At 58.5% G+C, this 25160-nt stretch carries 26 protein-coding genes and 2 pseudogenes; 10 read left to right on the top strand and 18 right to left on the bottom strand.

The annotated features are described in order from the left end of the window. Positions 1–73 precede the first annotated feature (73 nt). From NL64_RS19095 to ddlA, 6 genes and pseudogenes are all read left to right on the top strand, one after another. The gene (locus NL64_RS19095) at positions 74–1393 is read left to right on the top strand and encodes an MFS transporter (protein ID WP_034149620.1); all 1320 of its coding nucleotides are present in this window, start codon (positions 74–76) and stop codon (positions 1391–1393) included. 173 nt (positions 1394–1566) lie between these two features. After that, positions 1567–2391: pseudogene (locus tag NL64_RS31195) on the top strand (PAS domain-containing protein); the annotation flags it as partial. Beyond that, entirely contained in the window at positions 2371–2931 is a 561-nt protein-coding gene (locus NL64_RS31190; RefSeq protein WP_437176927.1) for a methyl-accepting chemotaxis protein, read from the top strand. The pseudogene NL64_RS31195 and the gene NL64_RS31190, both read left to right, overlap by 21 nt. A gap of 140 nt (positions 2932–3071) precedes the next feature. Beyond that, positions 3072–3670: pseudogene (locus tag NL64_RS19085) on the top strand (flavin reductase family protein). Between the two features lie 53 nt (positions 3671–3723). Beyond that, positions 3724–4365: a LysE family translocator gene (locus NL64_RS19080; protein ID WP_034149618.1), complete on the top strand. Its 642-nt coding sequence runs from the start codon at positions 3724–3726 to the stop codon at positions 4363–4365. A 10-nt stretch (positions 4366–4375) separates the two neighbouring features. Then, a complete protein-coding gene (gene ddlA, locus NL64_RS19075) occupies positions 4376–5470 on the top strand; it encodes a D-alanine--D-alanine ligase (RefSeq protein WP_034149617.1) in 1095 nt (364 codons plus the stop codon). 168 nt (positions 5471–5638) lie between these two features. On the opposite strand, the gene ggt is transcribed toward ddlA, so the two are convergent. Beyond that, the gene (ggt, locus tag NL64_RS19070) at positions 5639–7483 is read right to left on the bottom strand and encodes a gamma-glutamyltransferase (RefSeq protein WP_034149616.1); all 1845 of its coding nucleotides are present in this window, start codon (positions 7481–7483) and stop codon (positions 5639–5641) included. Positions 7484–7648: 165 nt separating this feature from the next. Here ggt and NL64_RS19065 point away from each other — a divergent pair, with 165 nt between their 5' ends. Then, positions 7649–8758 (top strand): DUF2817 domain-containing protein, encoded by a 1110-nt coding sequence (locus tag NL64_RS19065; protein ID WP_034149615.1) that lies wholly within the window; start codon positions 7649–7651, stop codon positions 8756–8758. Between the two features lie 301 nt (positions 8759–9059). Here the strand turns inward: NL64_RS19065 and NL64_RS19060 are convergent, their stop codons facing one another. After that, positions 9060–9332 (bottom strand): phage excisionase, encoded by a 273-nt coding sequence (locus tag NL64_RS19060; RefSeq protein ID WP_034149614.1) that lies wholly within the window; start codon positions 9330–9332, stop codon positions 9060–9062. A gap of 193 nt (positions 9333–9525) precedes the next feature. On the opposite strand from NL64_RS19060, the gene NL64_RS19055 reads away from it, so the two are divergent. Continuing rightward, positions 9526–10686, top strand: a complete 1161-nt coding sequence (locus NL64_RS19055; protein ID WP_034149613.1) for a hypothetical protein — start codon at positions 9526–9528, stop codon at positions 10684–10686. A 298-nt stretch (positions 10687–10984) separates the two neighbouring features. Here NL64_RS19055 and NL64_RS19045 read toward each other — a convergent pair whose 3' ends face one another. Then, positions 10985–11200, bottom strand: coding sequence for a helix-turn-helix transcriptional regulator (locus tag NL64_RS19045; RefSeq protein ID WP_034149611.1), 216 nt, complete (start codon positions 11198–11200; stop codon positions 10985–10987). 277 nt (positions 11201–11477) lie between these two features. Beyond that, on the bottom strand, positions 11478–11696 hold the full coding sequence (locus NL64_RS19035) for a hypothetical protein (RefSeq protein ID WP_034149610.1): 219 nt from the start codon (positions 11694–11696) through the stop codon (positions 11478–11480). Positions 11697–12013: 317 nt separating this feature from the next. On the opposite strand from NL64_RS19035, the gene mobV reads away from it, so the two are divergent. Continuing rightward, entirely contained in the window at positions 12014–12964 is a 951-nt protein-coding gene (mobV, locus tag NL64_RS19030; RefSeq protein WP_034149609.1) for a MobV family relaxase, read from the top strand. Between the two features lie 267 nt (positions 12965–13231). Then, positions 13232–13432, top strand: coding sequence for an ECs_2282 family putative zinc-binding protein (locus NL64_RS31185; protein WP_437176926.1), 201 nt, complete (start codon positions 13232–13234; stop codon positions 13430–13432). A gap of 470 nt (positions 13433–13902) precedes the next feature. Here NL64_RS31185 and NL64_RS30620 read toward each other — a convergent pair whose 3' ends face one another. From NL64_RS30620 to NL64_RS18970, 14 genes are all read right to left on the bottom strand, one after another. After that, entirely contained in the window at positions 13903–14523 is a 621-nt protein-coding gene (locus NL64_RS30620) for a hypothetical protein (RefSeq protein WP_253277096.1), read from the bottom strand. A 323-nt stretch (positions 14524–14846) separates the two neighbouring features. Continuing rightward, positions 14847–17336 (bottom strand): lytic transglycosylase domain-containing protein, encoded by a 2490-nt coding sequence (locus tag NL64_RS19020; protein ID WP_034149608.1) that lies wholly within the window; start codon positions 17334–17336, stop codon positions 14847–14849. Then, positions 17336–18718 (bottom strand): hypothetical protein, encoded by a 1383-nt coding sequence (locus NL64_RS19015; protein ID WP_034149607.1) that lies wholly within the window; start codon positions 18716–18718, stop codon positions 17336–17338. Before NL64_RS19015 ends, NL64_RS19020 begins: the two co-directional genes overlap by 1 nt. Positions 18719–19065: 347 nt before the next feature. Beyond that, complete coding sequence (locus NL64_RS19010) at positions 19066–19386, bottom strand: hypothetical protein (RefSeq protein WP_034149606.1); 321 nt, start codon at positions 19384–19386, stop codon at positions 19066–19068. Further along, positions 19383–19745 (bottom strand): hypothetical protein, encoded by a 363-nt coding sequence (locus NL64_RS30160; RefSeq protein WP_155292764.1) that lies wholly within the window; start codon positions 19743–19745, stop codon positions 19383–19385. Before NL64_RS30160 ends, NL64_RS19010 begins: the two co-directional genes overlap by 4 nt. Next, on the bottom strand, positions 19742–21532 hold the full coding sequence (locus NL64_RS19005) for a DUF927 domain-containing protein (protein WP_034149605.1): 1791 nt from the start codon (positions 21530–21532) through the stop codon (positions 19742–19744). Before NL64_RS19005 ends, NL64_RS30160 begins: the two co-directional genes overlap by 4 nt. Then, positions 21519–22397 carry a toprim domain-containing protein gene (locus NL64_RS19000; RefSeq protein ID WP_034149604.1) on the bottom strand — a complete coding sequence of 293 codons (879 nt, stop codon included), beginning with the start codon at positions 22395–22397 and terminating at the stop codon, positions 21519–21521. Before NL64_RS19000 ends, NL64_RS19005 begins: the two co-directional genes overlap by 14 nt. Next, the gene (locus NL64_RS18995; protein WP_034149603.1) at positions 22397–22681 is read right to left on the bottom strand and encodes a hypothetical protein; all 285 of its coding nucleotides are present in this window, start codon (positions 22679–22681) and stop codon (positions 22397–22399) included. The genes NL64_RS19000 and NL64_RS18995 overlap by 1 nt, the downstream gene beginning before the upstream one ends. Positions 22682–22684: 3 nt before the next feature. Further along, a complete protein-coding gene (locus NL64_RS18990; RefSeq protein ID WP_034149602.1) occupies positions 22685–23047 on the bottom strand; it encodes a hypothetical protein in 363 nt (120 codons plus the stop codon). A gap of 164 nt (positions 23048–23211) precedes the next feature. Beyond that, positions 23212–23433 carry a hypothetical protein gene (locus tag NL64_RS18985; RefSeq protein ID WP_034149601.1) on the bottom strand — a complete coding sequence of 74 codons (222 nt, stop codon included), beginning with the start codon at positions 23431–23433 and terminating at the stop codon, positions 23212–23214. Next, entirely contained in the window at positions 23430–23591 is a 162-nt protein-coding gene (locus tag NL64_RS30380) for a hypothetical protein (protein ID WP_172668686.1), read from the bottom strand. The genes NL64_RS18985 and NL64_RS30380 overlap by 4 nt, the downstream gene beginning before the upstream one ends. 317 nt (positions 23592–23908) lie before the next feature. Further along, a complete protein-coding gene (locus NL64_RS31000) occupies positions 23909–24556 on the bottom strand; it encodes a KilA-N domain-containing protein (protein WP_034149600.1) in 648 nt (215 codons plus the stop codon). Beyond that, complete coding sequence (locus tag NL64_RS18975) at positions 24553–24855, bottom strand: helix-turn-helix domain-containing protein (RefSeq protein ID WP_034149599.1); 303 nt, start codon at positions 24853–24855, stop codon at positions 24553–24555. The genes NL64_RS31000 and NL64_RS18975 overlap by 4 nt, the downstream gene beginning before the upstream one ends. Further along, a complete protein-coding gene (locus NL64_RS18970) occupies positions 24856–25125 on the bottom strand; it encodes a helix-turn-helix transcriptional regulator (protein ID WP_034149598.1) in 270 nt (89 codons plus the stop codon). Positions 25126–25160 lie beyond the last annotated feature (35 nt).

Genomic DNA, 25160 nt, shown 5'->3' with positions numbered 1-25160 from the left:
TAACGGGTTGTCCGCCGGCGCGTTTGCGTAGACCATGGGCGCCTTGGTTTTTGCCTGTGCCAGAGTTCTTTTCATGACTGCCAACACTGATTCGCGCCCGACGCCGTTCAACCGCTCGGACTACAAGACCCTCGGGCTAGCAGCCCTCGGCGGGGCGCTGGAAATCTACGACTTCATCATTTTCGTATTTTTTGCCCTGACCTTGAGCCAGCTGTTCTTCCCGCCGGAAATGCCCGAGTGGCTGCGATTGCTGCAAAGCTTCGGCATCTTCGTCACCGGTTATCTGGCGCGGCCGCTGGGCGGGATCCTGATGGCGCATTTCGCCGACCGGTTGGGTCGCAAGAAAGTTTTCAGCCTGAGCATCCTGATGATGGCGCTGCCGTGCCTGCTGATCGGGATCATGCCGACCTACGCGCAGATCGGATATTTCGCACCGCTGCTGCTGTTGCTCCTGCGCGTGCTTCAAGGGGCGGCGGTGGGCGGTGAAGTGCCCAGCGCCTGGGTATTTGTTGCCGAGCACGCGCCGGCTGGCCATCGCGGCTATGCCCTGGGTTTTTTACAGGCGGGGCTGACGTTTGGTTACCTGCTTGGCGCCTTGATGGCAACGTTCCTGGCGCAAGCATTCACTCCGGCAGAAATCCTCGATTACGCCTGGCGTTATCCATTCCTGCTGGGTGGAGTGTTCGGTGTGATCGGCGTCTGGTTGCGCCGCTGGCTCAGCGAAACCCCGGTGTTCATGGCCATGCAGGCCCGGCGCGATGCCGCCGTCGAGTTGCCGCTGCGCACGGTCTTGCGTGAACATCGCCTGGCCATATTGCCAGCGATGATCCTCACCTGTGTGCTGACTTCGGCAGTGGTGGTGTTCGTGGTCATCACCCCGACCATGATGCAGAAAACCTTCGGCATGACCGCCAGCCACACCTTCGGACTGAGCGCGTTGGGCATCGTTTTTCTGAACATTGGCTGTGTGCTCGCCGGGTTGCTGGTCGACCGTATCGGAGCCTGGCGCACGGTGATGCTGTACAGCCTGCTGCTGCCGCTGGGCATCGGCGTGCTCTACACCTGCCTGATCAACGGCGGCGACTGGATTGGGCTGGCCTACGCGGTTGCCGGCCTCTGTTGCGGGGTGGTGGGCGCAGTGCCGTCGGTGATGGTCAGCCTGTTCCCGGCACGGATTCGTGTCTCGGGTATTTCGTTCACCTACAACATTGCCTACGCCGCGTGGGCGAGTATCACACCGCTGCTGTTGATTGGTCTGATGCCGTGGAGCCCATGGATCTGCGTGATTTTCGCTGCGGTGATGGGTGCGGTGGGTGTGAGCAGCGCAGCGTACTTCGGTGCCCGGATGCCGAGAATCGACGGCTGTTCGGCCGCATGCACCGTAAAAGCATGAGGAATACGCGTTCCCCCCTGTAGGAGCTGCCGCAGGCTGCGATCTTTTGACGTTGATTTATAAAAGCAAGATCAAAAGATCGCAGCCTGCGGCAGCTTCTACAGGTGTTGCGTGCCGAAAGTATTTTTGTAGGACAAAGCTGAATCACTCTTCAGAAAAAATCCGCAAGGCCGATGGTTAGGCTGCATATCGCTTTCTCTCCCTGTCCATCGGTGCGTCCCATGTTCAATAAACGCTTGAAGCAGGAGCTGTCGGCTCTTCGCGAAGAACTCTCCAGCCTTCTGCAAGTGAAGGAAAGCCTGGAAAGCGAGATGCTCGTGCTGACCCTCGATAAAGATGGGCAGGTGCAATCGGCCAACCAGAACTTCCTTGGCGAGATGCTCTACAAGAGCAGTGACCTGATTGGCCGACACATCGACGATATCGTTCCGGAGCATGTGAAATCCGACGAATTCCAGCGGCGCTTCAGTAACGCGCTGACCCGTGGTGAGCACTTTGCTGGCGCTGTTCGTCTGCTGCGCGGCAATGGCCAAGAGGCGTGGTTGCGTTCAATCTTGCAACCGGTGCGGTGCGCAAACGGCCGGATCAAGCATTTCTCGATTTTCTCCAGTGACCTGACCCGCACCATCGAGGCCTCCCGCGAGCATGAAAATCTCATCGGTGCGCTGGTGCGTTCGACGGCGGTGATCGAGTTCGACCTCAATGGCAACGTGCTGACCGCCAACGAGCGCTTCCTCAGCGGCATGGGTTACAGCCTGGCGCAGATCAAAGGCAAACATCACCGTACTTTTTGCCTGGCGGAAGAGCAGAACAGCGCCGAGTACCAGAACTTCTGGCGTCGCCTGAACGCGGGCGAATACGTGGCTGGACGTTTCAAACGCATAGACAGCCATGGTCGTACGGTGTGGCTGGAGGCGTCCTACAACCCAGTGACCGATGCCAGCAACAACCTCTACAAAGTGGTGAAGTTCGCCACGGTGATTACCGATCAGGTCAATCAGGAACAAGCCGTTGCCGAGGCGGCCAACATTGCCTACAGCACCTCTCAACAAACCGATCAAAGCGCCCAGCGTGGCAACGCCGTGGTGACGCAGGCGGTGGACGTGATGCGTGACCTGGCCAAACACATGCAAACCGCCGGCGACGGCATCGAAGCGCTCAATGAGCAGTCGCTGGTGATCGGCACCATCGTCAAGACCATCAGCGGCATTGCCGAGCAAACCAACCTGCTGGCGCTCAACGCGGCCATCGAAGCGGCGCGCGCCGGTGAGCAGGGGCGGGGTTTTGCCGTGGTGGCGGACGAAGTCCGGCAACTGGCTTCGCGCACCAGCCAGGCCACCGATGAAATTGTCCTCGTTGTACGTCAGAACCAGGACATGGCCCGCAACGCCGTGGCCCTGATGACTGACGGCAAGCTCCAGGCAGAGCAGGGCCTGGCGTTGGCGGCGGAAGCCGGCACCGTAATCGTCGAGATCCAGGACGGCGCGCAGAAAGTGGTGAATGCGGTGGGGCAGTTTGCCAATCAGTTAGCGACTTGATGTCCTGACCGTCAAAAGATCGTAGCCTTCCGCAGCTCCTACAGGGGTCTACATTCCTTTGTAGGAGCTGCCGCAGGCTGCGATCTTTTCAGATCTGGATATCGCTACAATCGGCTCTTTTCCCCAAGGAGCAGACTTCCATGAGCGCCTCCCATCGCCGTCCGGTCCCTTTGCCCAAGGCTTATCGTCTGCTCAATCACGGGCCGACCGTGTTGGTCAGCGCGGCCCATGACGGCCAGCGCAATATCATGGCCGCCGCCTGGGCCATGCCGCTGGATTTCGAACCGCCGAAAATCGCCGTCGTACTCGACAAGTCCACCTGGACCCGAGAGTTGCTGGAAGCCTCAGGCACCTTCGTGTTGAACGTTCCTTGCGCGGCCCAGGCCGATATCGTGCAGACCGTGGGCTCGACGTCGGGCCTGGAACTGAACCGTGACCAAGGGCTGGATAAATTCCAGGTCTATGGCTTGCCGACCTTCGCTGCCGAATTGGTCGAAGCACCGATGCTCGACGGCTGTGTCGCCTGGCTGGAGTGCCGACTCTTGCCAGAGCCTGATAACCATCAGCAATACGACCTGTTCCTGGCCGAAGTGATTGCCGCACAAGCGGACGAGCGCGTGTCAGTGACGGGCGCTGGCATTTCGAAGGACAGGACCCGTTGCGCACCTTGCACCATGTCGCGGGCGGGCACTTTTTGACCATCGGCGAGCCGGTGGACGGCAAGATGTTGCAGCCGTAAGGTGACGCCTGTCGATGCCCCGCATTTTCTTCAGCCAAGAAGGCGCCTGAACCATGGAAACAGGATTTCTGATCTACGCCGCACCGCTGTTGTCGCTGGCATTGTTGTGGACGGTCGCGGTGGTGACGCCAGGGCCGAATTTTTTCAATATCGCGCAATTGGCCGCCAGTCACTCCAAGCGTCACGGCGTAGTAGCTGCACTGGGTGTGGCGACGGGGACCGTGCTTTGGGGGCTGGCGGGAGGGCTGGGCATCAAGTCGTTGTTCAGCGCGGCACCGACGCTTTATCTGAGTTTCAAGATCGCCGGCGGCGGCTATTTGATTTACCTGGGCTTGAAGCAGTTCAGACGCACTCCAGCGACGATGACGAGCGAAGGTGGTGCGATTGACAGTGCCCGGCGCACCTTGCTGTCGGTGTATGGCCAGGGTTTTCTGGGCAACATAACCAACCCCAAATCCGCACTGTTCGTCGCGACAATCTTTGCCACCGTCATGCCGGCGTCTGTGCCTCCCATGTTGCTGACGCTGGCAGTGCTGACCATGGCGACGTTGTCTTTCAGCTGGTATTGCAGCGTCGCGCTACTGTTTTCGAGTCGTCGTGTGGCGGGTGCGTACGTCCGTTCCCGTAAATGGCTGGATCGCTTCGCAGGGAGTTGCTACCTGCTGTTCGGCGCGCATCTGGTGGCCAATCGTTAAGGTGATTTGAATGAGCAAACTGCGTGTAGGCATCATCTTTGGTGGCCGATCGGCGGAGCATGAAGTGTCGCTGCAATCGGCGAAAAACATTGTCGATGCACTGGATCGTTCGCGCTTCGAGCCGGTGTTGATCGGTATCGACAAGCAAGGTCACTGGCACCTCAACGACCCGTCGAATTTCCTGCTGAACCAGGAGAACCCGGCGCTGATCGCTCTCAATCAATCCAACCGTGAACTGGCTGTCGTGCCGGGCAAGGCCAGTCAGCAATTGGTCGAAACTTCCAGTCAGGAATTGCTGGGGCACGTCGATGTGATCTTTCCGATTGTCCACGGCACTCTGGGTGAGGATGGCTGTTTGCAAGGTCTGCTGCGCATGGCCGATCTGCCGTTTGTCGGCTCCGATGTGCTCGGCTCGGCAGTGTGCATGGACAAAGACATCAGCAAGCGTCTGTTGCGTGACGCCGGGCTGGCGGTCACTCCGTTCGTGACCCTGACCCGCGCCACGGCGGCGCGTCACGGATTCGCAAAGGTTAGCGACAAACTGGGTTTGCCGCTGTTCGTCAAACCGGCGAACCAGGGCTCTTCCGTGGGCGTGAGCAAGGTCACCGACGAAGCCGAATATGTGGCAGCGGTCGAACTGGCATTGGGCTTCGATGAGAAAGTGCTGGTCGAATCTGCGGTCAGCGGCCGCGAGATCGAATGCGCGGTGCTCGGTAATGAAGACGCCATCGCCAGCGGTTGCGGTGAAATCGTGGTGAAAAGCGGGTTCTATTCCTACGACAGCAAGTACATCGACGACAATGCGGCTGAAGTGGTGGTCCCGGCCAACATCAGTGTCGAGGCCAGCGAGCGCATTCGATCCATGGCTGTCGAGGCGTTCCAGGTCCTAGGGTGTTCCGGGCTGGCGCGAGTCGACGTGTTCCTGACCGACAGCGGCGAAGTGCTGATCAACGAAATCAATTCGCTGCCCGGTTTTACCCGCATCAGCATGTACCCGAAACTGTGGCAGGCTGCCGGAATGACCTACAGTGAATTGGTCACGCGGCTGATTGAGCTGGCCCTGGAAAAACATCGGGCCCGGCAGGCACTGAAGATCAGTCGTTGAGCGGGACGGGACATCGCGTCATGCCCGCTCCGGCAGAATGATTTTGTAGGTTGATTTGTCACCTTGTAGGAGCTGCCGCAGGCTGCGATCTTTTGACTTTGATTTGTAAAAGCAAGATCAAAAGATCGCAGCCTGCGGCAGCTCCTACAGGTTCACCGTGTTTGCGACTCAATCCCCCAGCGCTTCCCCTTCACGCCGAGGATCGGCCCCGCCGGCCAGTGACGCTTTCCCCTGCGCATCCTTGATCCGAACAATCGCCTGTGTGCCGCTGGTCATATCGATTTCGTTCACGCTGTGCCCTTTGTCCTTCAGCGTCTGAATCAGCGCCGGGCTGAACTGGCCGCGTTCCAGCTCGGTCGGGCCGTTGCGGCTGCCGAAGTTGGGCAGGTTGATGGCCGCTTGCGGATCCAGGTTCCAGTCGAGCAGGCCGATGGTGGATTTGGCGACGTACTCGATGATCTGCGAGCCGCCGGGTGAGCCGAGGGTGGCGAGGAATTCACCGCTTTGACGGTCGAAGATCAGCGTTGGGGCCATGGACGAACGCGGGCGTTTGCCCGGCTCTACACGGTTGGCGACCTTTTGGCCGTTCTCTTCGGGGATGAACGAGAAATCGGTCAATTCGTTGTTCAGCAGGAATCCCTGAACCATCACGTGGGAGCCGAACCCGGATTCGATGGTGGTGGTCATAGATACCGCGCCGCCTTCGTCATCGACCGCCACCACTTGTGAGGTGGAAATGCGCAGTGGCGAACGATCCGGTGCGTAGGCGACTTGAATGCCCGGTGGCGTGCCGGGTTTGGCGGTGCCCATGCTGCGCTCACCGATCAGCGAGGCGCGGCTGGCCAGGTAAGCCGGGTCCACCAGGCCTTTGACCGGCACCGGCACGAAGTCCGTATCGGCCACGTATTGCGCTCGGTCGGCATAGGCCAGGCGCTCGGCTTCCGATATCAGGTGCACGGCCTCGGGCTGCGGTTCGATGCCCGCGGGGGCGGTGGTTGTGACCGGTGTCATCGGCGCCAGGGCGAAGCGGTTATCGCGTGTCTCCAGGGCTTGCAGCGTCCCGAGGATCTGCGCCACGGCAATCCCGCCCGACGACGGCGGTGGCATGCCGCAGACCTGCCAGCGCTTGTAGTCGGTACACAGCGGTGCGCGCTCCTTGGCTTTGTAGTCCTTGAGGTCATTCAGCGACAGACTGCCGGGGTTGGCGTGACCCTGAACCTTGGCCACGATTTCCTGGGCGATGGGGCCTTTGTACAAAGCATCCGGCCCTTCTTTGGCAATGCGCTGGAACACGGCAGCCAGTGCCGGGTTTTTCAACAAGGTGCCGGCGGCTTTCGGGCTGCCATCGGCATTCAGAAAGTAAGCCGCCATGTCCGGGGATGTTCGTATCGACGAATCAGAGGCGATCAACAGGTGCAGGCGTGGCGAGATGGCGAAACCTTGCTCGGCCAGTTTGATGGCCGGTTCGAACAGCTGCGCCCAAGGCAGGCGACCGTGTTTCTGGTGCGCCAGTTCAAGGGCTCGCAATACCCCCGGCGTTCCCACTGAACGACCACCGATCTGCGCTCGAGTGAACGGCATCGGTGTGCCATCGGCTTGCAGGAAAAGTTTCTCGGTGGCGCCGGCCGGTGCGGTTTCGCGGCCGTCGTAAGTGCGCACCTTTTTGCCGTCCCAAAACACGATCAACGCACCACCGCCGATGCCCGAGGATTGCGGCTCGACCAGTGTCAGCACAGCTTGCATCGCAATCGCGGCATCGATGGCCGAACCCCCACGACGGAGCATCTCCCGTCCGGCTTCGGCCGCCAGTGGGTTGGCGGCGGCGGCCATGTGTTTCGAGGCGTGACGGGTTTGTAGGTCGGTGCGATAACCCGAAGCGTTTTCCGGCGCGACGGGCAGCGTCGATACCGAAGGTGAAGAGGGCGGGGCGTTGCAAGCCGCCAGGGTCAATGTGGCGGCGATCAGCGACAACGCTGACAGGCGATAGCGGCTCAAGTGGAAGGCTGAGAACACGCGGGGCACTCCGTCCGTTGGAAAAGGGTTCGTGGACTTTATCGGCCACCACCGAGTGACGCAAACCGGGTCCCGGCTCCAAGAGGCTTTTGTCCTTCTTCAGCGCAGGGATTTTCTGTAGGGTCGTTGCTATCAGCAAAGCCAGAAATTCAACAAGAGGCAATCATGCAGACCGAGTTCCCGACCCAGCCCAGCTACCGATCCCAGCGTGAACAATTCCTCGCGGCAGCGAGCGCGGCAGGGGCGACGCTGACCGAGTACCCGCACCCGCTCCGCGGTCCTTTTGACGAGCCGCTGAGCACGGACGTCGCGGTACTCGGCGATCCTGCTGCCAAACGCCTGTTAATTGCGCTTAGCGGCACCCATGGTGTGGAAGGCTTCTATGGCTCGGGGTGCCAGATCAAATGGTTGCAGGAGCTGGGCAAGCGTTCGTTACCAGCAGATGTCGCAGTGGTGATGATCCATTCGATCAACCCCTGGGGCATGGCGTGGTTGCGTCGGGTCAACGAAGACAACATCGACCTGAACCGCAATCACCTGAATTTCAATGGGCCGCTGCCGGACAACCAGGCTTATAACGACCTTCATGAAATCTATGCCTGCGCTCAATTGAAAGGTCCCGAGCGTGAGCGCGCCGATGCCTTGCTTGATGCGCAAATCCGCGCCCATGGCTGGTCGGCGGTGATGTCGATTGTCGAAGGTGGTCAGCATGCGCATCCCGATGGATTGTTCTACGGCGGGCGGGCGCCGAGTTGGTCGAACCGTACGTTGCACCAGATTATTCAAAAGCACGTCGCCCATGCTGAAGTCGCCATGTGCTTTGACTTGCACACCGGTGCAGGGGATTACGGTCACCCGATGTTGCTGACGATTACCGAAGCAGCCTATCCGGCGCTGAGCGACGCCCAGGCGATTTATGGCCCGTGGCTCTACGCCTTGCAAACCGGTGCAGACACCCTGAGCGAAACCGGCGTGGCGGCCACTGCCACGGGTTATACCTCGCAGGCTTTGATCAATGCGTTGCCGCAGGTGCGGTTGATGCCATTCGTTATCGAATGCGGGACGTATCCGGGGCCGGACGTGCATCGTCATCTGCGCGATGACCACTGGCTACACCTGCACGGTAATCCGAACGATGCTGTGGGGCGTGACATCAAACTGAATCTGCTCGAGCAGTTTTATCCTGCGGACAGCGACTGGCAGGCCATGGTCTGGCTGCGCACCTGGCAGATATGGGAACGGGCGTTGTCGGCGCTGGCAGCGACGCGATCCTGAAGCGGTATTTGCTATGGCCCGGTGAGCCAAGACCGGGCTGTACTTCGGAGCCGCTTTTCTCGGGGCATAAAAAAACGGCCTACCTTTCGGTAAGCCGTTTTTAGTACTTGGTGGCTACACAGACATTTGAACTGAGCGCTTAACCATCTGTGTTTATTGAATATTTGTCTTTATTTTTGTGCGAGGGATACAGGTGGGGATACATGGCGCTCGCTGCTAGGTGGGTTTTGGCCTTTTTCTTTTCACCAGAAGGTGCTCGAAAGCGACCATTTGGTAAGTCGGATTGATCCGACGAGCGGCATCACTCCAGCGGTTTCGGGCTTCCGAGTTTTGCCTTGCGCATCAGCGGCGCGGGGCTCAGTCGTGATCGGAGTTTATCTGCTCGATTGGTCGCCGACGGTTTTCCCATCTCCACCCATGCTTCGTAGCCATCGACGTCGATCAGCACCCGCCCATCAGGCGCCTTTCGCCAAACGTAATCTTTTTCCCAGGTGCCGTCAGCGATCTTTGCTCGAATCGCGGCCTCGGTGTACCCCGACTCGCTAGAAAACTTTCTGATGGTCAAATAACGCATATTTTCGCATTCCTCAAAATGATCGTTTACATTTCGGCTCGCGATAATGAATGCTGGGACGTCACTTGCTTCAGCTGACACCAACGCAGCGTGTGGCAAAGCGGCGATTTGTAAGGACGCACCTAATAAGACATGGAAGGATTTGCTATTGGCGACCTTCCGCCTTTTACCTTGATGGTTGGAAGTAAGCCGCATGAGCCAGAACAACCCGATCGCACCTATTCCGCTCGCACCAGTTGCGGCACCGCCTCAACCGCTTACGACGCATCAGGTTGCTAGCGGCCTCGCAAAGTGGGCGATCAGCCGAGGGCTGCTCGAACACCTACCACCCGATGTTGATGCCACATATTTGGATGCTGTCGGCCCCATACAGCTATCGGCCGACGCTGAGCAAATTCTGCGGCACAAAGAAATTCAGTCAATTTCCTACAATTCGACAAGCAAGACGATCTTCATTTATACGAAGAAGAAAGTGACGCTGAAAGATCAGCAGACTCTGCCGACAAACGTTCGTGGCAACGGTATTGCGTACCCTCAGGGTCAGATTGACACAATAGGCAAGCATCTTGGCTCTGCCCAGGGCGCTTCTTATGCGTTACACAAAGCGGCAACAGGGGTTCAGTTTTATAGCTGCGGCTCGTCCATCTCGCCGGGCAACGACGCTTCGGCGGGAACCATGGGGGCTCTAGTTAAGCTGGCTGACGGGCTAATCTACGGTTTGACGAACAACCATGTAAGCGCTCTGTGCAGCCATGTTCAGCCAGAAACTCCAATATTGGCTCCCGGCGTAATCGATGTAGGGGCCGGTGTGCTGGCTCCGTTTACCCTCGGCTTTCACGTCAAAGCTCTGGAGATGAAGGTCGGATCGCTAGGCAATATTGATATTGCCGGTAATCTCGACGGCGCGATTTTTCGGATCAATAACGTTGCATCTGTGAGCTCTATGCAGGGCAATGCTTTTGACACACCGATAGCGGTAGCAGACCCGGTCGAAGGGATGAAAGTAGAAAAGGTAGGCCGAACCACTAGGCATACCAAGGGTCAGATCGTTAGTAAAGAGCTTCGCCCTATTGGGATCAACTACCAAGCGCAGAGCTACGGGTTCACTGGCGTCATACGTTTTGCTAATGCTTTTACGATCCATGGCCTACAATCTGATTTCTCTTCTTCCGGAGATTCTGGCTCGCTCGTTGTACAGGTTGACGATCACGGAAGGCCAATAGCTGCAGTTGGTTTAATCTTTGCCGGCGGCCCAGACTCAATGGCTCCCGGCGGCACAAAGTCATTGATGTTGCCCTTAAGGCCGATTCTTGAAGCGTTCGGAGCAACATTGATAGGAGGTCATAATGTCTAGCGATCGCGCAGATCCAGTGATGGCAGCTGAACACCTGATTCAGGTTATCCAGCCTCCATCAGATTGCGCAGTGTCGATCTCGACTTTTTTTCGCCCAGGACATGCACTAGCTATAAAGGTGTTCATAGCTCCGCAGTACCGTTATCTGCAATCAAGAATCCCGTCGACCATGGACGGGTTCGAGATATTGCAGGAGGTAGCGCCTCTCGCGCGAGCGTATTGAAGGCCCGGGCCAGTAGACGCCGAGCGAAAACACAAATGATTAGCCCGGCCCAGCGCCGGGCTTTTCAATTTTAAACTATGTGCCACCATCCAGCCTGCAATCGCCAGCTAGGCCTAGATCATGCATCCATTTAACGATCGCTGATTGGCGCCAGGCCACAGAGTTGGGCCCTATCCTGACCTGTTTGGGGAAGGTGCCTTCCCTGATCCGACGATAAACCGTGTTTCGGCCAAGGCCGGTGATGTGAAGCACCTCGTCGAGGCGAATGAAGCGATCGATGCCCGCTGTCATTTCCTAATATCTCTCAGTGTTGGCGGTGTCTGCCGCGGTCTACCAACCTTCGGCGCTTTGTTCTCGCCGTCCCGGCAGGCGCGCAGAAACTCCCGAACATCAGCCTTCAGCCAGCAGTGTCTGGTGCCCATTCTGAAGCTCTTTGGCAACCAGTCGACGCCGCGAGTCATCCCCTGTCTGACCGCCGCCTCGGTGCGTCCGAGCATCTTTCCCAGGCCGGCAACAAATACTACTTCGCTGTCATCGTCCATCATCGCCCCTTGAATTGGGTGCTGGCTTACGTCGCGCCCTGCGTTTTCAGTCTGGCCAGCCCCTGATTGATATGTCCGGCGTTTTCACCGATCGCGTTCAGCGCACTCCGAATATTGTCCCCGACCTCAGCATGACCCTGGCTTTCGACTAGCAAGGTCAGTTCCATCAGCGCAGCCTCTAAGGCGAGCTGGTTGTGATACAAGCGTTCAAGCACATCCGGGAGAGAGTATTCAGGGGTAGGCATCGCTTCGACTCCATTCGAGAAAACGAAAGCGTAGCAGCGCTGTTCAAACGGGGGAGCTCACGGCGTTAATTCAACACTGGTCTTTTGGGGCGTTTGAGGTCGGAAATAACCGGCTGGGTTTAGATCAGGGTTATTGATCGACGATCACGAAAGGGGCCGCAAGGCAGTGAGCTACGGAGCTGCTTTTCTTCCGAAGGAAGCGAACAACAAACGCAGTTTGTGTAGTGAGTACACAAGCTGCGCTTGGGGTGAGTTGCGCCGGCCTTCGCTCCACCCGCACGCTGAAGATGAGAACACTCAGCACGGTGGAGGCTGCCATGCCTTACACGATACTAAGAACAAAAAAGCTGAAGTCGGTCGCTGGGATTATTGGATCTGGCCGACACACCTTTCGAGAGATGCCCACACCGAACTCCAATGGCGCAGCCAATGTGCATGTTGGTGGCGCGTCGACTGCTGGCGGTCTTGCCAATGCGGTCTTGGCCAAGCTGCCGGAACGCAGGCGCAAGGGTGCCGTGCTCTGCATTGAATATCTGATTACCGCGAGCCCCGAGGCATTCGCCCGACACGGCGGGACGATGTCCGACACGGGCGGCTACTTTGACCGGGCCATAGCCTGGCTGAAGGCTCGGCACGGAGGCGATAACATTGTCAGTGCAACGGTTCACCTAGATGAAAGAACACCCCACCTTGTCGTGTACGCCGTGCCGATGACCCGGGACGGGAGACTGTCTGCTCGTGATTTCCTTGGTGGTGCCGCCAAGCTGCGCAAGATGCAGTCCGACTTTCATCATTGGTGCGGGAAGCCTTTCGGGCTACTGCGCGGCATCGAGGGAGCGAAAGCCACCCACCAGAAGGTCAGCCAGTATTACCAGGCGCTCGCTGTTGATGAGCCGTTTATTGAACGATCAGATCTGGCCGCTGCGGTCGTCGGGATACAGACGACCAGTTACAAGGCGCTGCTGCTGAGGGCCAAGACTTCGGCCATACAGAACAAGCTCCTGCGCTCAGCCACTGAGGCGCTACATTTGCGGCAGGCGGCTCTGGATCGGCAGTGGGTTGAACATAGGGAGGCCCACCGGGCGCTTGAGGATCTGGAGGTCAGGTTAGAAAAGCGAGCGGAGAGTCTGGGCAAGGTTGATCGGGCATTGGAGATAGCGCTTCTGAGTGCAGGACGGGAAAAGGAGCGTGCCGACCGGCTGGCCAATCAGCTCGCCGACTGGACTAGGCGAATGCCCGAGGCAGACGTGGCAATAACGCCACACTGAGGCGTTCACACCACCTCTCATTTTGGGGGAGTGGGTGGGATTGAGACCGGTAGTTGGCAACCGTGCCGACTCCGTGTTGATTCCTACACAGAGTGTAGTTTTCTACACACATAAACCTGTCCGCACTGGACACTCAAACTGCTTGCGCCCATGGTTCATGCACCGCCTCCTCAGCGAGGGCCAAATTCGGATTGGGGTAACGACTAAACTCAGAACCCGAACTACAGTTGCCGCGTGGATAATCACTTTCAAGCAAAAGGATGCGGTATGAGCTCAGCTCCTCAAGTGAAATGCAGATGTGGTTCAACGAATTTTGAAAGCTCGAAACCTATTCGCTCTCTAGGCGATTTTGTCGGTGCTAAATGCGAAAAGTGTGGAAGGGCTATCTCACGCAAAGAGATCGATGATCAAGCTAGAACCGTCGCGGAGGCAGCGATAAAGCAATCGCTGAAGAACTTTAAGCTATGAGGGGTAAACGCGGCCTCCGCGTGGTGGCCTGTCCATTTTTCCATAGCTTCAGGACTTGATGGCTTGGTCTGCGAATGATCATGTTTCCAGCGCAACCCACTGCGATACCGTGGCAACCAGAGTGGAAACCTTGATCTTGGTTACCAGTGAAAATGGCCGCTTTCCATGGTAACCAAACTGGTAACCAGCGGAGTGGTAACCGGCCAGGTTCGCGCCCGCACTGCGAACCATTAGTGCGAACCTCAGTGCGAACTTGCTGCGGCCATGCACTGGTGAGTGCGTACTTTTTCTGCGTACCGACCTGCGTACCAAGTGCGTGAAATCACTGCGTGAAACAGCACGTTTTGCTGTAACAGCCTCTGTATCAGGCTGACCTGCTACAGGTCGCCAGCATCGGCCTGATAGCCATCCATGCCGCTTTCCGTGGCAACCGCACTGGCAACTACCAGCCAGGTTCGCGCCGGAGATAGTCAGCAGTGGGCGATGGCGCGGTAGGCCTGTCCCAAGCTCCGCTCGATGCTAACGAGCAGAGCCCCAGCATCAGCCAAGGCTCGGGCGTCTACACGCTTGACCTGTTTCAGCTTCCGATCGAATGTCCGCCAGTGCATGCCCTTTGGCTTCGGAATAGCCTCGGCAGACATGGATAGGAAGCCTCCGGGGCAACCCAGAGCAGCGCGCAGCTTCCCCGAATGTTCGGCGGCACGGTCACGCTTGTTGGCTTGCTGGCTCGCGTAGTTGAGGCGCATACAGTGACGGCAGGCGAACACGCGGCGCAGGTACAGCTTGGCGACTCGCCGGCCACAACAGGGACACAGGAACCACGGACGATTGCCGCCAAGGTGACAAGGTGTCCAGGTGATCGAGACGGGGTAATCCTTCGACTCGACTTCTCCATTCGATGTCACTTGATACCGAAGACGCAGCCGGGTCTGGCTTTCAGATTCGATGCCGATTGTCCCGACCACTTCACCACGGCGCTTCCACTCCCAGCCGCCGGCATGGCCAGCGCGCAGCACCCCGGCACGGTGTAGCGCCAGAATGCCGAGGGAACGGTAGTCCTCTGTCGCGTTTTTTTCCTTGGCTCTGCCCATTCAGGGAACCTAAATCAATTGGGAAGTTTGGTGTCGACTGGTTCCCAGTTACCGGGAATGCTCAAGGGGCGCGCCTCTCATGCGACGCCGTGGAACGACTAGACTCAATGACGAGCTGGGTACCGGTCGGGTAGGTGGTGCAAGCCTCGGTGAACAGTGGTGATCGAGGCATGGATTGACGTCTTGGTCATCTCAGTTAAAAGCCCGCACGGCGGGCTTGGAGGTCTTGGTGGATTTCTCGAATTTTACGATGATCGACTTCATGATCTGGAAAGGAGTTGCCGTCGTTATAGGGGCCGCGATTTACGGGTTCTGGCTCGGGTTTACTGAGTAAGAAGCACCGGCGCGACCCTGGACGTTGAAAGCAGCCCTTTTCGAGTGGCCTCTATAAGCTTCGTATTTGGCAGTTTTTTGTATGCCATGAGTTTTGCAGCCTCCATCGGATCGAGCATTATCTGGGCGAGAAGCCCGCCTATTTCGTTGTTCGCCTTGCCGTAGACAATATCGCCTGCCTTGCCCAAAAGACCGCCTACGACCTGGCCTGGCGCACTTCTTTTTAAAAGCGTTGGTACGCCGAACTGGTCAAGCATATTTCCATATGCCAGATTCTGGATGGTATTGGTGCCGACTGGCCTTCCGGCATTCGCCCCAAATTCTGCCCGACTTAGGTCATCCTTGATGTTGCTCATAAGTCCGAGCTGTTCCGGCGTGAGGGTGTTCTCCAGAGTCGCGCCATTAAACCCAGTGGCCGTCTGCGCGGTCTTGTCCGACAGCTTGCTGGCATATTGGTTGGCCCTGATCTTGCCCGTCAGAGGGTTGACTGACTTCAGCAATTCGTCAGCAATCGACATTTGGTTGAGCGGCTTGGAAGCCTCTTGGTAGGCACTACGCGCCAACCCGTACACCGGGGAGATGGCATCCATCTCTTTTGTCAGGATCTCCTTCATGCCAACTACAGCGCTTTTGGCGTTGCGCCCGAGCGCTGTAGTTGGAGTGCCCTTCAAGGCATCATCCATAGCCAGTTTCAGGTAATGAAGTCCGTCGATAGATGTCAGCGGGTTATCGATGGCGAACCCGTGGTTGGCGGCAAGATTTTTCGCGTCTTGAATGTAGCCCTGCATGGCCGGCCGTTTTGCTAGGTCAATCAGTGTTTGAGATGGGCGAATCGCCAATGCGGCAGACTGGGCCTCTGTCCGCTTAGGGACATTGCCGAGGTATTCAAAGCCGACATTTTTTGCATCTTTTGCAAGCTGCTGCTCTATTGCGAGCTGCCTGCTCATCTCATCACTCTGTCTGGCCGTTCTGTAAGCCAGCGCCGCCGCGTCATCTCTGGCCGCTTCCGCTGTCGCGCGGCCTCCAGATGTGCCGGCCAGCTCCTGTAGCGCATCGACACGTGCCTGGTTGTTGCCGGCAAGGCGCGCCTCAAGCGCATTGGCGGCTTCAGGGGACACGTTGACACTGGCACGCTGTAACGCTGAAAGACTTGGAACCCCCGCCGCTTCAGCAACGGTAGGGATTGACCCAGGCACAAGAGATTTGGCGTTGCGCAGGTTGTTTATTGCGTCATCCGCCAAGCCACCGGAAAACTCCTTAAGCGACCTCCCTACAATACGGTTACGACCAGCTTCGTATAGTGGCTCAACAAGGCTCTTGGCCCCATTGCCAGCAAGCCGACTCAGTCCACCAATCATGCTGGTGGCTGCTGGGAATGCCCCGCCGATCAGAGCGCCGGTGCCAGCGGTTTCAGGATCAACCAGCCCAGCCGAAGCACCGCCAGTGATCGCGCCGCCTACTGCCCGTACAGGCAGAGCCTTCGCACCAGTAAGTCCACCAGCGCGGAAGCCACCAGACGCGACCGATTCCAGCAATGGTTCGATTTTGGCAGCGCCCGGTAGAACACGCACCGTGTTGGCCAGAGCGCCCCCCATACCGGCCGTACCGGCGATTTCCGCGCCGAGCTTGCCACCCTTGTACGCCATGGAATCAGGGTTGGCGCCCATGTCTTGTAACGCCCAGTCCATGTCGGCCCGGCGCTGACGGTTCGATTCGAGCGACAGGCCTTTCCCTGCGATGGCATCCTGCACGATGTCGTAAGGCGCCACGAGCGTTGCGCCAATTGACCCAGCACCGCGCACGCCACCAGCCAACAGGTTGCCTGCGTCAGCCATCAGTTCTTTCCCAGCATTGTCTGGTAGGCGCGGCAGCGTCCCACCGAACCGGCCTGCTTGATGCGGCGGAGGCTGAACACCCCCTGATTGCCCTGGCAACATGGCCTGTTCGGGGGGCGCGGTCTGGACAGGCTGATTTGGCTGCGGCGCATTCGCTGCAGGCGCGGCTTGCTGCGGGGCAGGCGCAGAGAATTCATTATTCAGCGCAGCGAAAGGGTCTTCCGCCTGCTGAGCCGGCGCAGCCTGGCTGAATGCTTGATTCAATTCGGCAAATGGGTCGTTTTGCTGAGACATATTGGTGGTCACCTTCTGAATGTAGTTGCGCGTCTCTGCGGGGGCCGCCTGCATGCCCTTGCGCTGCAGGTTGCCAATGCCCCAGTTATAGGCAGCCAAGGCCCCTGGAACACTGCCGGTCTGCCGCATCATGTCGGAGAGCATCTTGGCGGCAGCCCCGGCGGACTGTTGCAAGTTGTTCGGGTCGTCGAGGCCGTATTGCTGCGCCGTTGCGGGCATGAACTGGAAATGACCTTGTGCGCCTTTTGGCGATTGCATGTTCTCGCCGCGGCTGGATTCCGCAGACCACACGGCATCAAGTAAGCCGGGCGGCAGACCATTTTTCTGCTCAAGCTGCGCGAAGAGGGCCATTACTGCTTACCTTGTGGCAACCAACTGGACATGACCGGATCAGCCCAGATTGACTGCTGAACCTTGCGGTACTGGGCATCGACTTCGGACAGGGGGATTCCCCGTTCCTGAGCGATCTTGATGGCCTTCTCGTAGTAATCGGCTTTTCTGATTGCAGAGTTGTTCTTCGCCTGCGCCAAATCGAGGATGTATGCATTGGCCATGGGCGTTTTTTCAATGGATGCGAATGTTTGCAGTGCGCGCGCCGCGTCCCCTTCTGTTTGAGTGCCCTTGTTGTCCTGCAACTGCTTGTTGATCTGTGACATCGCAACTGATCTATATTTTTGAGCGTTTGCACCAAACAGCTCAGCATTTTTTGGCGCAATCCCAAGGCTAGTCAGCACGTTAGCGGCCGCTGCTTTCGCGTCAGACCCCCAGCCGGTTTCAATCGGAATAGCCCTCATGGCGCTGATATTTCCGTTCATATCCTGAGCAGCTTTCCCGGAATCAAGAGCAGGCCGGTATGAGTTGGAAATGAAGTCGTTGTTCAGCCCTTTGGTGGCATCCTGTGACACTGGATTGCGGCCGGCCATGAACCCGCCGCCCTGCCCAGGCGCAGCGCCACCTGCGCCGGCGGCAACATTGAGGCGCGGCACGAAGTACTCGTTTCCGTCTTGGCCGACCACCTTCATTGGGTCATAACCTGCGGCGCCGCGCTGCTCGGCAGCTTTCTGAGCCACAGCCCATGGGAACTGCGAAGCAGCCACGGAGCCAGCTTCAGCGCCTTTGTAGCCGGCATTGGCCTGCGCGGCACCCGGTACCGGCATAGCCTGGCCCTGCTCGTTCATCATCACGCCTTCGGCCATCTTCGGCATGTAGGTCTGCTGACCAGAGCGCGGATCAACGTAGTAGTTGCCGCTCTTGCGCTCTTGCGGGTTGTTCGCCTGCTTGTACAGATCGAGGATCGTCGAGCCGTTCGGCAAGTCGAGCATGTTGTAAGCCGCGACGTCGTTCAGGCCGAGCGGGAAAGCGCCTTGAGGTTGACGACCCTGGGACTGCGGCATTGAACTTGGCGCGGCGCCGGACGATGCCATGCTGTCTGGCGGCATGGCGCCATCTTGCGGCGCTCCTGGTGCCGACTGGCCGCCGAACATGCGCTGAGCCATGTCCATTGCCATGTTTTGTTTCTTCAGATTGGCCTGGATCTGCTGCGCCTGCATGCCTCGATACTGATCTGTGGATTGTCGCTGCAACGCATTGCTGTAACCGCCGATACCCGCCAGACCAGCAACGCCGAGTGTGTTTATTGGGGCGCCGCGGCGCGCGCCGGCCAGCCCACCAAAAGCAGCCGCCAACAGGCCTTGGCCTTCCGGGGATTTTGCAAAATCGAGTAGTCCGTCCATATCAGCTCCACGCGGTGCGATGCTGGGCCGTCATTTGCTGGCGGCGCGGAAGAGGGGAGGCTTGAGGGCCGTGGGTAAGTAGAGAAAAGTTCATGCGACCAAAACCTCCATAGGAAGGAGAGGACGGCGTTCCGCTAGGGCGATCAGTGCGGCGTTCGCTTGTACGCTTCCCGAGTTCGCCGCAATGCGCAGGCGCTCATATGCGGCGCTGATCTCTGCGCGGGTTGGCTTGGTTTGATGGCCTCGGGTCTTGGTGCTTGAGCTCATACTCATTCTCCGATGCAAGGTTATAACCTAATATTAGCAGAATTGACCTTATCTGTATATTTAACCAGTAGTTTGGCGTGTCAGCCGTCCGGTTTTTGTGACGAATTCATTGGTGTGCTGTCGTAACTGGCGCGCAGGTCGGCACCATCCAGGCAGTACCGGGCTGCAGGCGCGTAACAGGAACGACAAATCATGATATGGCTGAGATATTGGTCGCGGGCTTGTCGCCACTCTGGAGTGGCTGAGGCGGCGTTGGTGTAGGTGGTTGCCGGTATTTCTGGAGTACGCTCGACCAGCACCAAACGACGTGGATGATCTGTGGGGTGATTCTTCATGGTCGGTTTTGCGGCCGCAGTGATGCTCGGCGGGATGTTATCGAGCAGGCTGGAAAGGAGGCTCATTGCGCCACCTCGCCCGAATTGCTCATGATCCAATGTTCCTGTGATTTCAAAAACAGCGGCAACAGCGGCAACAGTGGCAACGACCCCGTAAACCGTGGCTTCCAGGCGTTGCCGACGCCTCCAAATTGTTGCCACCGCCTTTTTACTGGCAACGGTGATAACAAAATGGAAGCCTCTAGCCAGCCTCTTATATTGAAACTGATGTGTGTGTTGCCAGTTGTTGCCACTTTTTTTATAGGGTGGCAACGGCTGAAAGCCACGTCCCACAAGGCTGTTGCCGGTGTTGCCAGCGTTGCCAGTGATTCTAAGTTCCTGTGAACTTGGGCAAACTCGATAAGCGGCGCTTTGATGGTGATCATGCGTTTTGCGCCTCGGTGTCTAAGGCATCTGGATCGACCACATAAAGTCGAGCCTGTCCGCCACCGGGGAGCCGGTAGTTTTTGGTTTTGCGTTCGTTGTTGCGGTCTGCGAGAGCATTCGCGCCCTCAAGCGCTTTAATAATGCGAGTCAGGCCGTGCCCGTGCGCGGCCTCGATCAGTGCAGACTTGTTGAACAAGTAGAGCCGTTTTCCTGCTGCTAGCGCCCAGTACCCAGCCCGGTTGAATACCTTGGTGTCGGGCGTCTGATCGTCCACATCGGAGAACCTGCTACTGCCGTGCTTGTCGATAAAGTCCAGGATGCTGGACAGGATTTGACGGTCTTCGGCATTACCACTGCCAACCCGGCTTAACCACTCGCCATAGAGCAACTGGCAGTCAGTGAGGGCGCTACCCGGCGTCCAGGGCAGCAGGCCGAAGGCAATGGCCATTTCCCCCGCCAAGGCAATAACTGCGAAGCGATCGGCTACACGTCCGGCTTGAGCGTTGTCCTCAGTGAAGCTGGCGCGGATACCGGCGAAATCTTCCAGCAGGCCGGGGCGATCGTCACGGGCGAGCAGCTTTTCCACTAAGGCTGGCCCGATGTGCCCATGGTGGGCGCCGACAGCAACGGTCAGCAGTCGGTGGAAGTCTGCGCCCGCTAGGCCGTGCAATTCATCGAAGGCGCGGTGGGTGCGATTACCTGCGTTCACGTCCACCATGCGCAACTCGGCGCCAGCGTGGGCAGCATTCCCGGAAATGGCGGCGTGCTCGGAGAGGGAGCGCTCACCGCTGGATAGCGTCAGCAGGCGCCAGCTCAGCTTGGCCCGACCTTCACGCTCACGGGTCATGGTGCCTTTGCCCTGGCCGTTGGCGAGGGAGTAGGCCATTTCCTGCACGCGCTTGGGGTCGGCGCGCTTGATCTCGTCCAGCGGCAGAATGGTGTCGTTGCGGCTCGACGCCTCGATCTCAAGCCCCCCCTTGGTCATGTCCCAGCTGGCGGCGAATACGCCCGGATCGCCCCATACCGACGAGCCAATCAGTTGCGCCAGCGACTTGCCGCTCGAGCTGTCTCCCACCAGATGAACACCGCCACCTAGCACGCCCACCAAACTCAGTAGCGGGCCAGCCAGTGCGCATCCGATGGCTAGGGTCAGTACCGGATTGCCCTCGCACTTGGCGGCTACTTCGGTTTTCCAGCCCTCCAGATCACCGCGCTGGCTGAACAGGTTCTGACCTTTACCGCTGGCCTGATAACGCACCTTATCGCTGCCAATGGTGCGGCCTGGCAGTACAAAGGCGCCCGACTCATGCCAGCCCGGGCGGCAGGTGGTGGCGAACACTTCGGCGGGGCGCTGCTCCAACAGGTACTCCATGAACTGACCCCGCTTCTTGAGGGCGATGATGACGCCCATGCCGAACAGCTGGCGTCTGGCGTCCTCGCCGCTACCGCCGAACACCTCCATGGGAATGATCCACTCCTTGGTGCCGCTCTCGGTGATCAGGCGCAGGAAACGCCCCTCGCTGCCGTCATCGCTATTGGTGGTGCGAGCGACGACCGTCACGGGGGTGGCAATCCACTCGTCAGAGATAGGGCGTTCTGTCTTGTCGTCGTCGCTGTCATCGTCGGTGGCGGAGCGTTTAAAGCCATGCCAGTACACGCCGGGGCGCAGCCTGCGGCCTTTCTCATTCGTCACCCAGTGATCGTAAACACCCCAGCACGGGCGCTCAGGCTCGACCGTAGGCGCCTCTGGGCGCAGGTTGATTACGTTGTTTTCAGGCGTGCGCATGGTGGCGGCTCCAAGCTGCAAGGTCGTTAAAGTCGGTGAGGGTCAGCGGGGCGTCGGCGGGCCACTCGGGAAACGTCACCAGCCCACCACAAGCGGCAGCGGCGGCATTGGCGGCGGTGCGTCCGGGATTGCCTTCCGTCTGGCGGTCGTCATCTGATGCGATGATGATTTCCGTTTCGGGGTATTCAGCCCGTAGCGCCAGCGCCACCGGCTTTAGGTTTCCGGCATTCATGGCGCAGGCAACCGTGTAGCCGCTTTCGTGCAGCGTTGCGCCGGTGGCCCAGCCCTCGCAGATGCAAAGCGGTTTGCCCGGCGTCATACGCCCCAGCGGCGAATAGGCGCCCTTGATTCGGCCCCCATACAGAAAGCGCTTGCTGCCGTCCAAGGCGATCCGCTGAAGGTTGACCAGCACGCCGCCGGAGTACAGCGGCACCAGCAGTTCGTCGCTGCGCTGGCGTAGAGCGTGGGAGCGAACGCTCTTGGCGATCAAATAGGCGTGTTCAGGGTCGGCGCGGCGAGCATCCCCCCACCAGCGTTGGGCCCACTCGGCGGTCTGCTGTTGGCGCTGATTCTGTTCGGCCTCGCGCTGGCGGCGCGCTTGCTCGATTCGTTCGCGCACTCGCGCGGCTTCATGTGCGTCTTTTGGCTCTCGACTGCTCCACGTGTGGGAGCTGCCGTCTTTCCAACTCCCATAGGCCCCGGATGCGATGCCATCCAGAAAAAGAACGTACCAACCATTGAGGCTGTTTGGTTTGTCGCCTGGCGCGCGGAAACGATGAATTGCGCCATCCGGCACTGGCATCCAGTCGAGCGGCCCATAGCTAGCCTGGAGGGCTTCATGGAACATGATCGTAACGTCTTTCATCAGGCCTCTCCCGCGCGTTTAGCGCCAGCAAAGGCCCGACAAACCTGCCCATTATTCAGCGCGTGCCAGCGGGTAATTTCGTCGATTGATTCCACTAAGCACGCGGTCACCTGGGCCTCATCACTACGCATAACTACGCGGCCACACTCGGCGTCGGCCTCGGTTAAGAATGGGCCCAGCAACGCCTTGGGCACCTTTGGGTGAGTCACGTAAAACAACTCAGTGGCTTTCTTAGGGCAAGCCGATCCCGTCAACGCTGAAGAGCGTTGTTGAAGGTTTTCCATCGTTTACTCCGCTGTCAGCAGCGCTACGAGCTTGGCTCTAGCTAGTTCTTGATCGCTTTCTAAACCCGTGTACGGCGTTTCAAAGAAGTTCTGGCCGTACATGACAGCAAGCTTCCGTTTTGGCATTTTTGCCCGGAGCGCTTGCAGTGCATCGAAAGCTTCATCTTCGTCTAGGAATGGGCCACAGACACCGTAAGGAAAACGATTCCCAGTAGGCATGTCTGGCAGTGGTGCGCAGATGCTGAAGTAGGACTGGCGGGAGATGTCGACTTCTTCAGTCGAGCTTTCCAAATCCTGTTTGTGTACACCAGGTTGGAATTTGCGCGAGTGGTTTTCAGCGGAATTGCAATTCAGAGCCATGTTCATTTCACACCTCCGACAATTATTAGATTGCGAGCGATGCGTTGCTGATAGCAGCAATGGGCAGAGTGCTCCGGTAAGCCTGACATTGGCGTGAGAGGAGGCGGAGCTGATGGCCTGGTAGCGCTGGGCTCGCTCGGTAAGTTTAGTGGGGAGCTTATTTGCACGGCTCATTGGTCACCTCCCATCGACTCAATAGCGTCATCTAGCACCAATGCCCAGGCTGTCGCGGAGTGCTGAGCAACAACAGCGAGCACACGAGAGCAGATAACAGGGGTGGCCGGCGATGCAATGACGGCGAGCGCAACGGAGAGCATTACGAGGATGCCGTGAACGTCACGCAGGTCGTCCAGCGAGCTGTTATCGAGGGTGGAATGGGTCTGCAGATTCATACATCACCCCCGACACTTTCCAGGGTACGGACGATTGCCATGTGAGCGTTGTAGCGGGCAAGACGGACAATTAGGGATGAGTCGGTGCGGAGGGCGCTCAGGGCCAAACGGCGGTGAGCAAAAGCGCGAATTGCGGACGGAATGATGGCGTGTTTCATGGGAGTAGCTCCTAACGTTGAGGAGCTGCCACTTTTCGCGGCCAAGCGAGGATGGGTGGCAGCTGTACGCGGGTTGGCCGACCGGGACGTTAGGCACCCGGCACACCCGAAGGTGTCCCACGCACAGCCGCCATAAAACGATTGTGCGGACGCAAAAAAAGCGCCAGCAATCGGATGGTGGGCGCTTGTGCGCCTAACGATACTCGACCGGCCAAGGTCGGTCACGGGATTTACCATGACCCTTGAACCATAACGCCGACGCCCAATCTGAGCAAGCGGAGTTTTTGGCCGACTATCGCTGGACATGAGCATAGTCGTCATGCGGCAATCCTCCGTTGGCTCTTGCCCTGCAGGACGCGAACGTATTGAAGCAATGCCACTTTGCGTCCGGCAAAACTCAGGCCCTGTCCCATGAGCATTACGTCGCGGATCTCTACCATCGTGACTAAATCCAGCTCCCCTGCGCTCAGCAGGTCACGGTTGCGGCCAGTGAAAGCCCCCGTGATGACCTCGTTGATAAGCCTCGCCTCGTTAATGAAGTGGTGACGCTGTGGCGTCTTGCCTTGGGCTTCGCAGTTGAAAGCGATGGCGTCACAGACGGCTTTGTGCCCGATCGCAGCCTCGCGGCGAGCACTGGCCCACGGCTTGGATTCGCCGCGCAGCAGTGCGTCTACCTGCTCGTCGCACCAGACGGCGAAGTCGACAGAAAGCCACCGGGCAAAGGCTACTGCCAGCTTGGGATGGAGCCAGGTGCCGCCGTTGCGTCCGCGCTGAGTGCGGACTAATTGCGGGATCTTCCCGCATTTAGCCAAGGCCTCCAGGTAGGCAGCAGTTTCGGGAAGGCGCAGCCATTCGTGTGGGAGCTTGGCAAAGCGCGCGGCAGCTTCAGTGGCGTTGATCCAGCCGTCTGCATTGAAGCGCACAGCCTGGCCTTCGTAGGCGAAGGGAATAATGCGGGCGCTCATACGGTCACCCCGGCAGGCGGATTGGTGCTGAGGTAGTACAGCGCCACGCGACCGTGACTACGGCCTTGGTCATCGGTCAAGGTCAGGCGGTGTGTGAGGATCTTGTGGCCCATGGCGCGTAGCTCGTTGATACGAGCACCAGGTCGAACGATGTTCAGCTCGCGAATGGCGGTGAAGGTGTCAATCGGCCCGACTTTCAGGCGCGCCAAAAGGCGAACACGTTGTGCGTTTCCGCTGGTATTCTCTACGTGAGTATTTTCGTGGCTGGCCTGTTGGTCGGCCATTTTTTTGTCTGTCATTTACGCAGCCTCCCCACGAAGTGCGATGCGTTGGCGAACCCAGGCCTGAACCTCCGCCAACACGAATCCAACAGGTGATCCGCGTGATTTGCTGTTACTCAGCGGCACTGGGCGAGGGAATGACGGGTCGTCTTTGAGGCGCTTGTAGACGGTGGGACGAGCAAGCCCGGTGATGGCCTCGACGTCTGGCATACGGATGAGGGTATTGGCTGGGTCGAACTGACGGATAGTCGCGATCGATGTGAGGGGAGCGACTTCGGTGGTTTGCATATTCTGTTTCCCGTTATTGGTTTAGACGGAAAACA

The sequence above is a fragment of the Pseudomonas fluorescens genome, from assembly GCF_000802965.1.
Taxonomy (GTDB): domain Bacteria; phylum Pseudomonadota; class Gammaproteobacteria; order Pseudomonadales; family Pseudomonadaceae; genus Aquipseudomonas; species Aquipseudomonas fluorescens_A.
The sequence above is the reverse complement of the archived record's forward strand: the minus strand, read 5'-3'. Positions and strand labels throughout refer to the sequence as shown.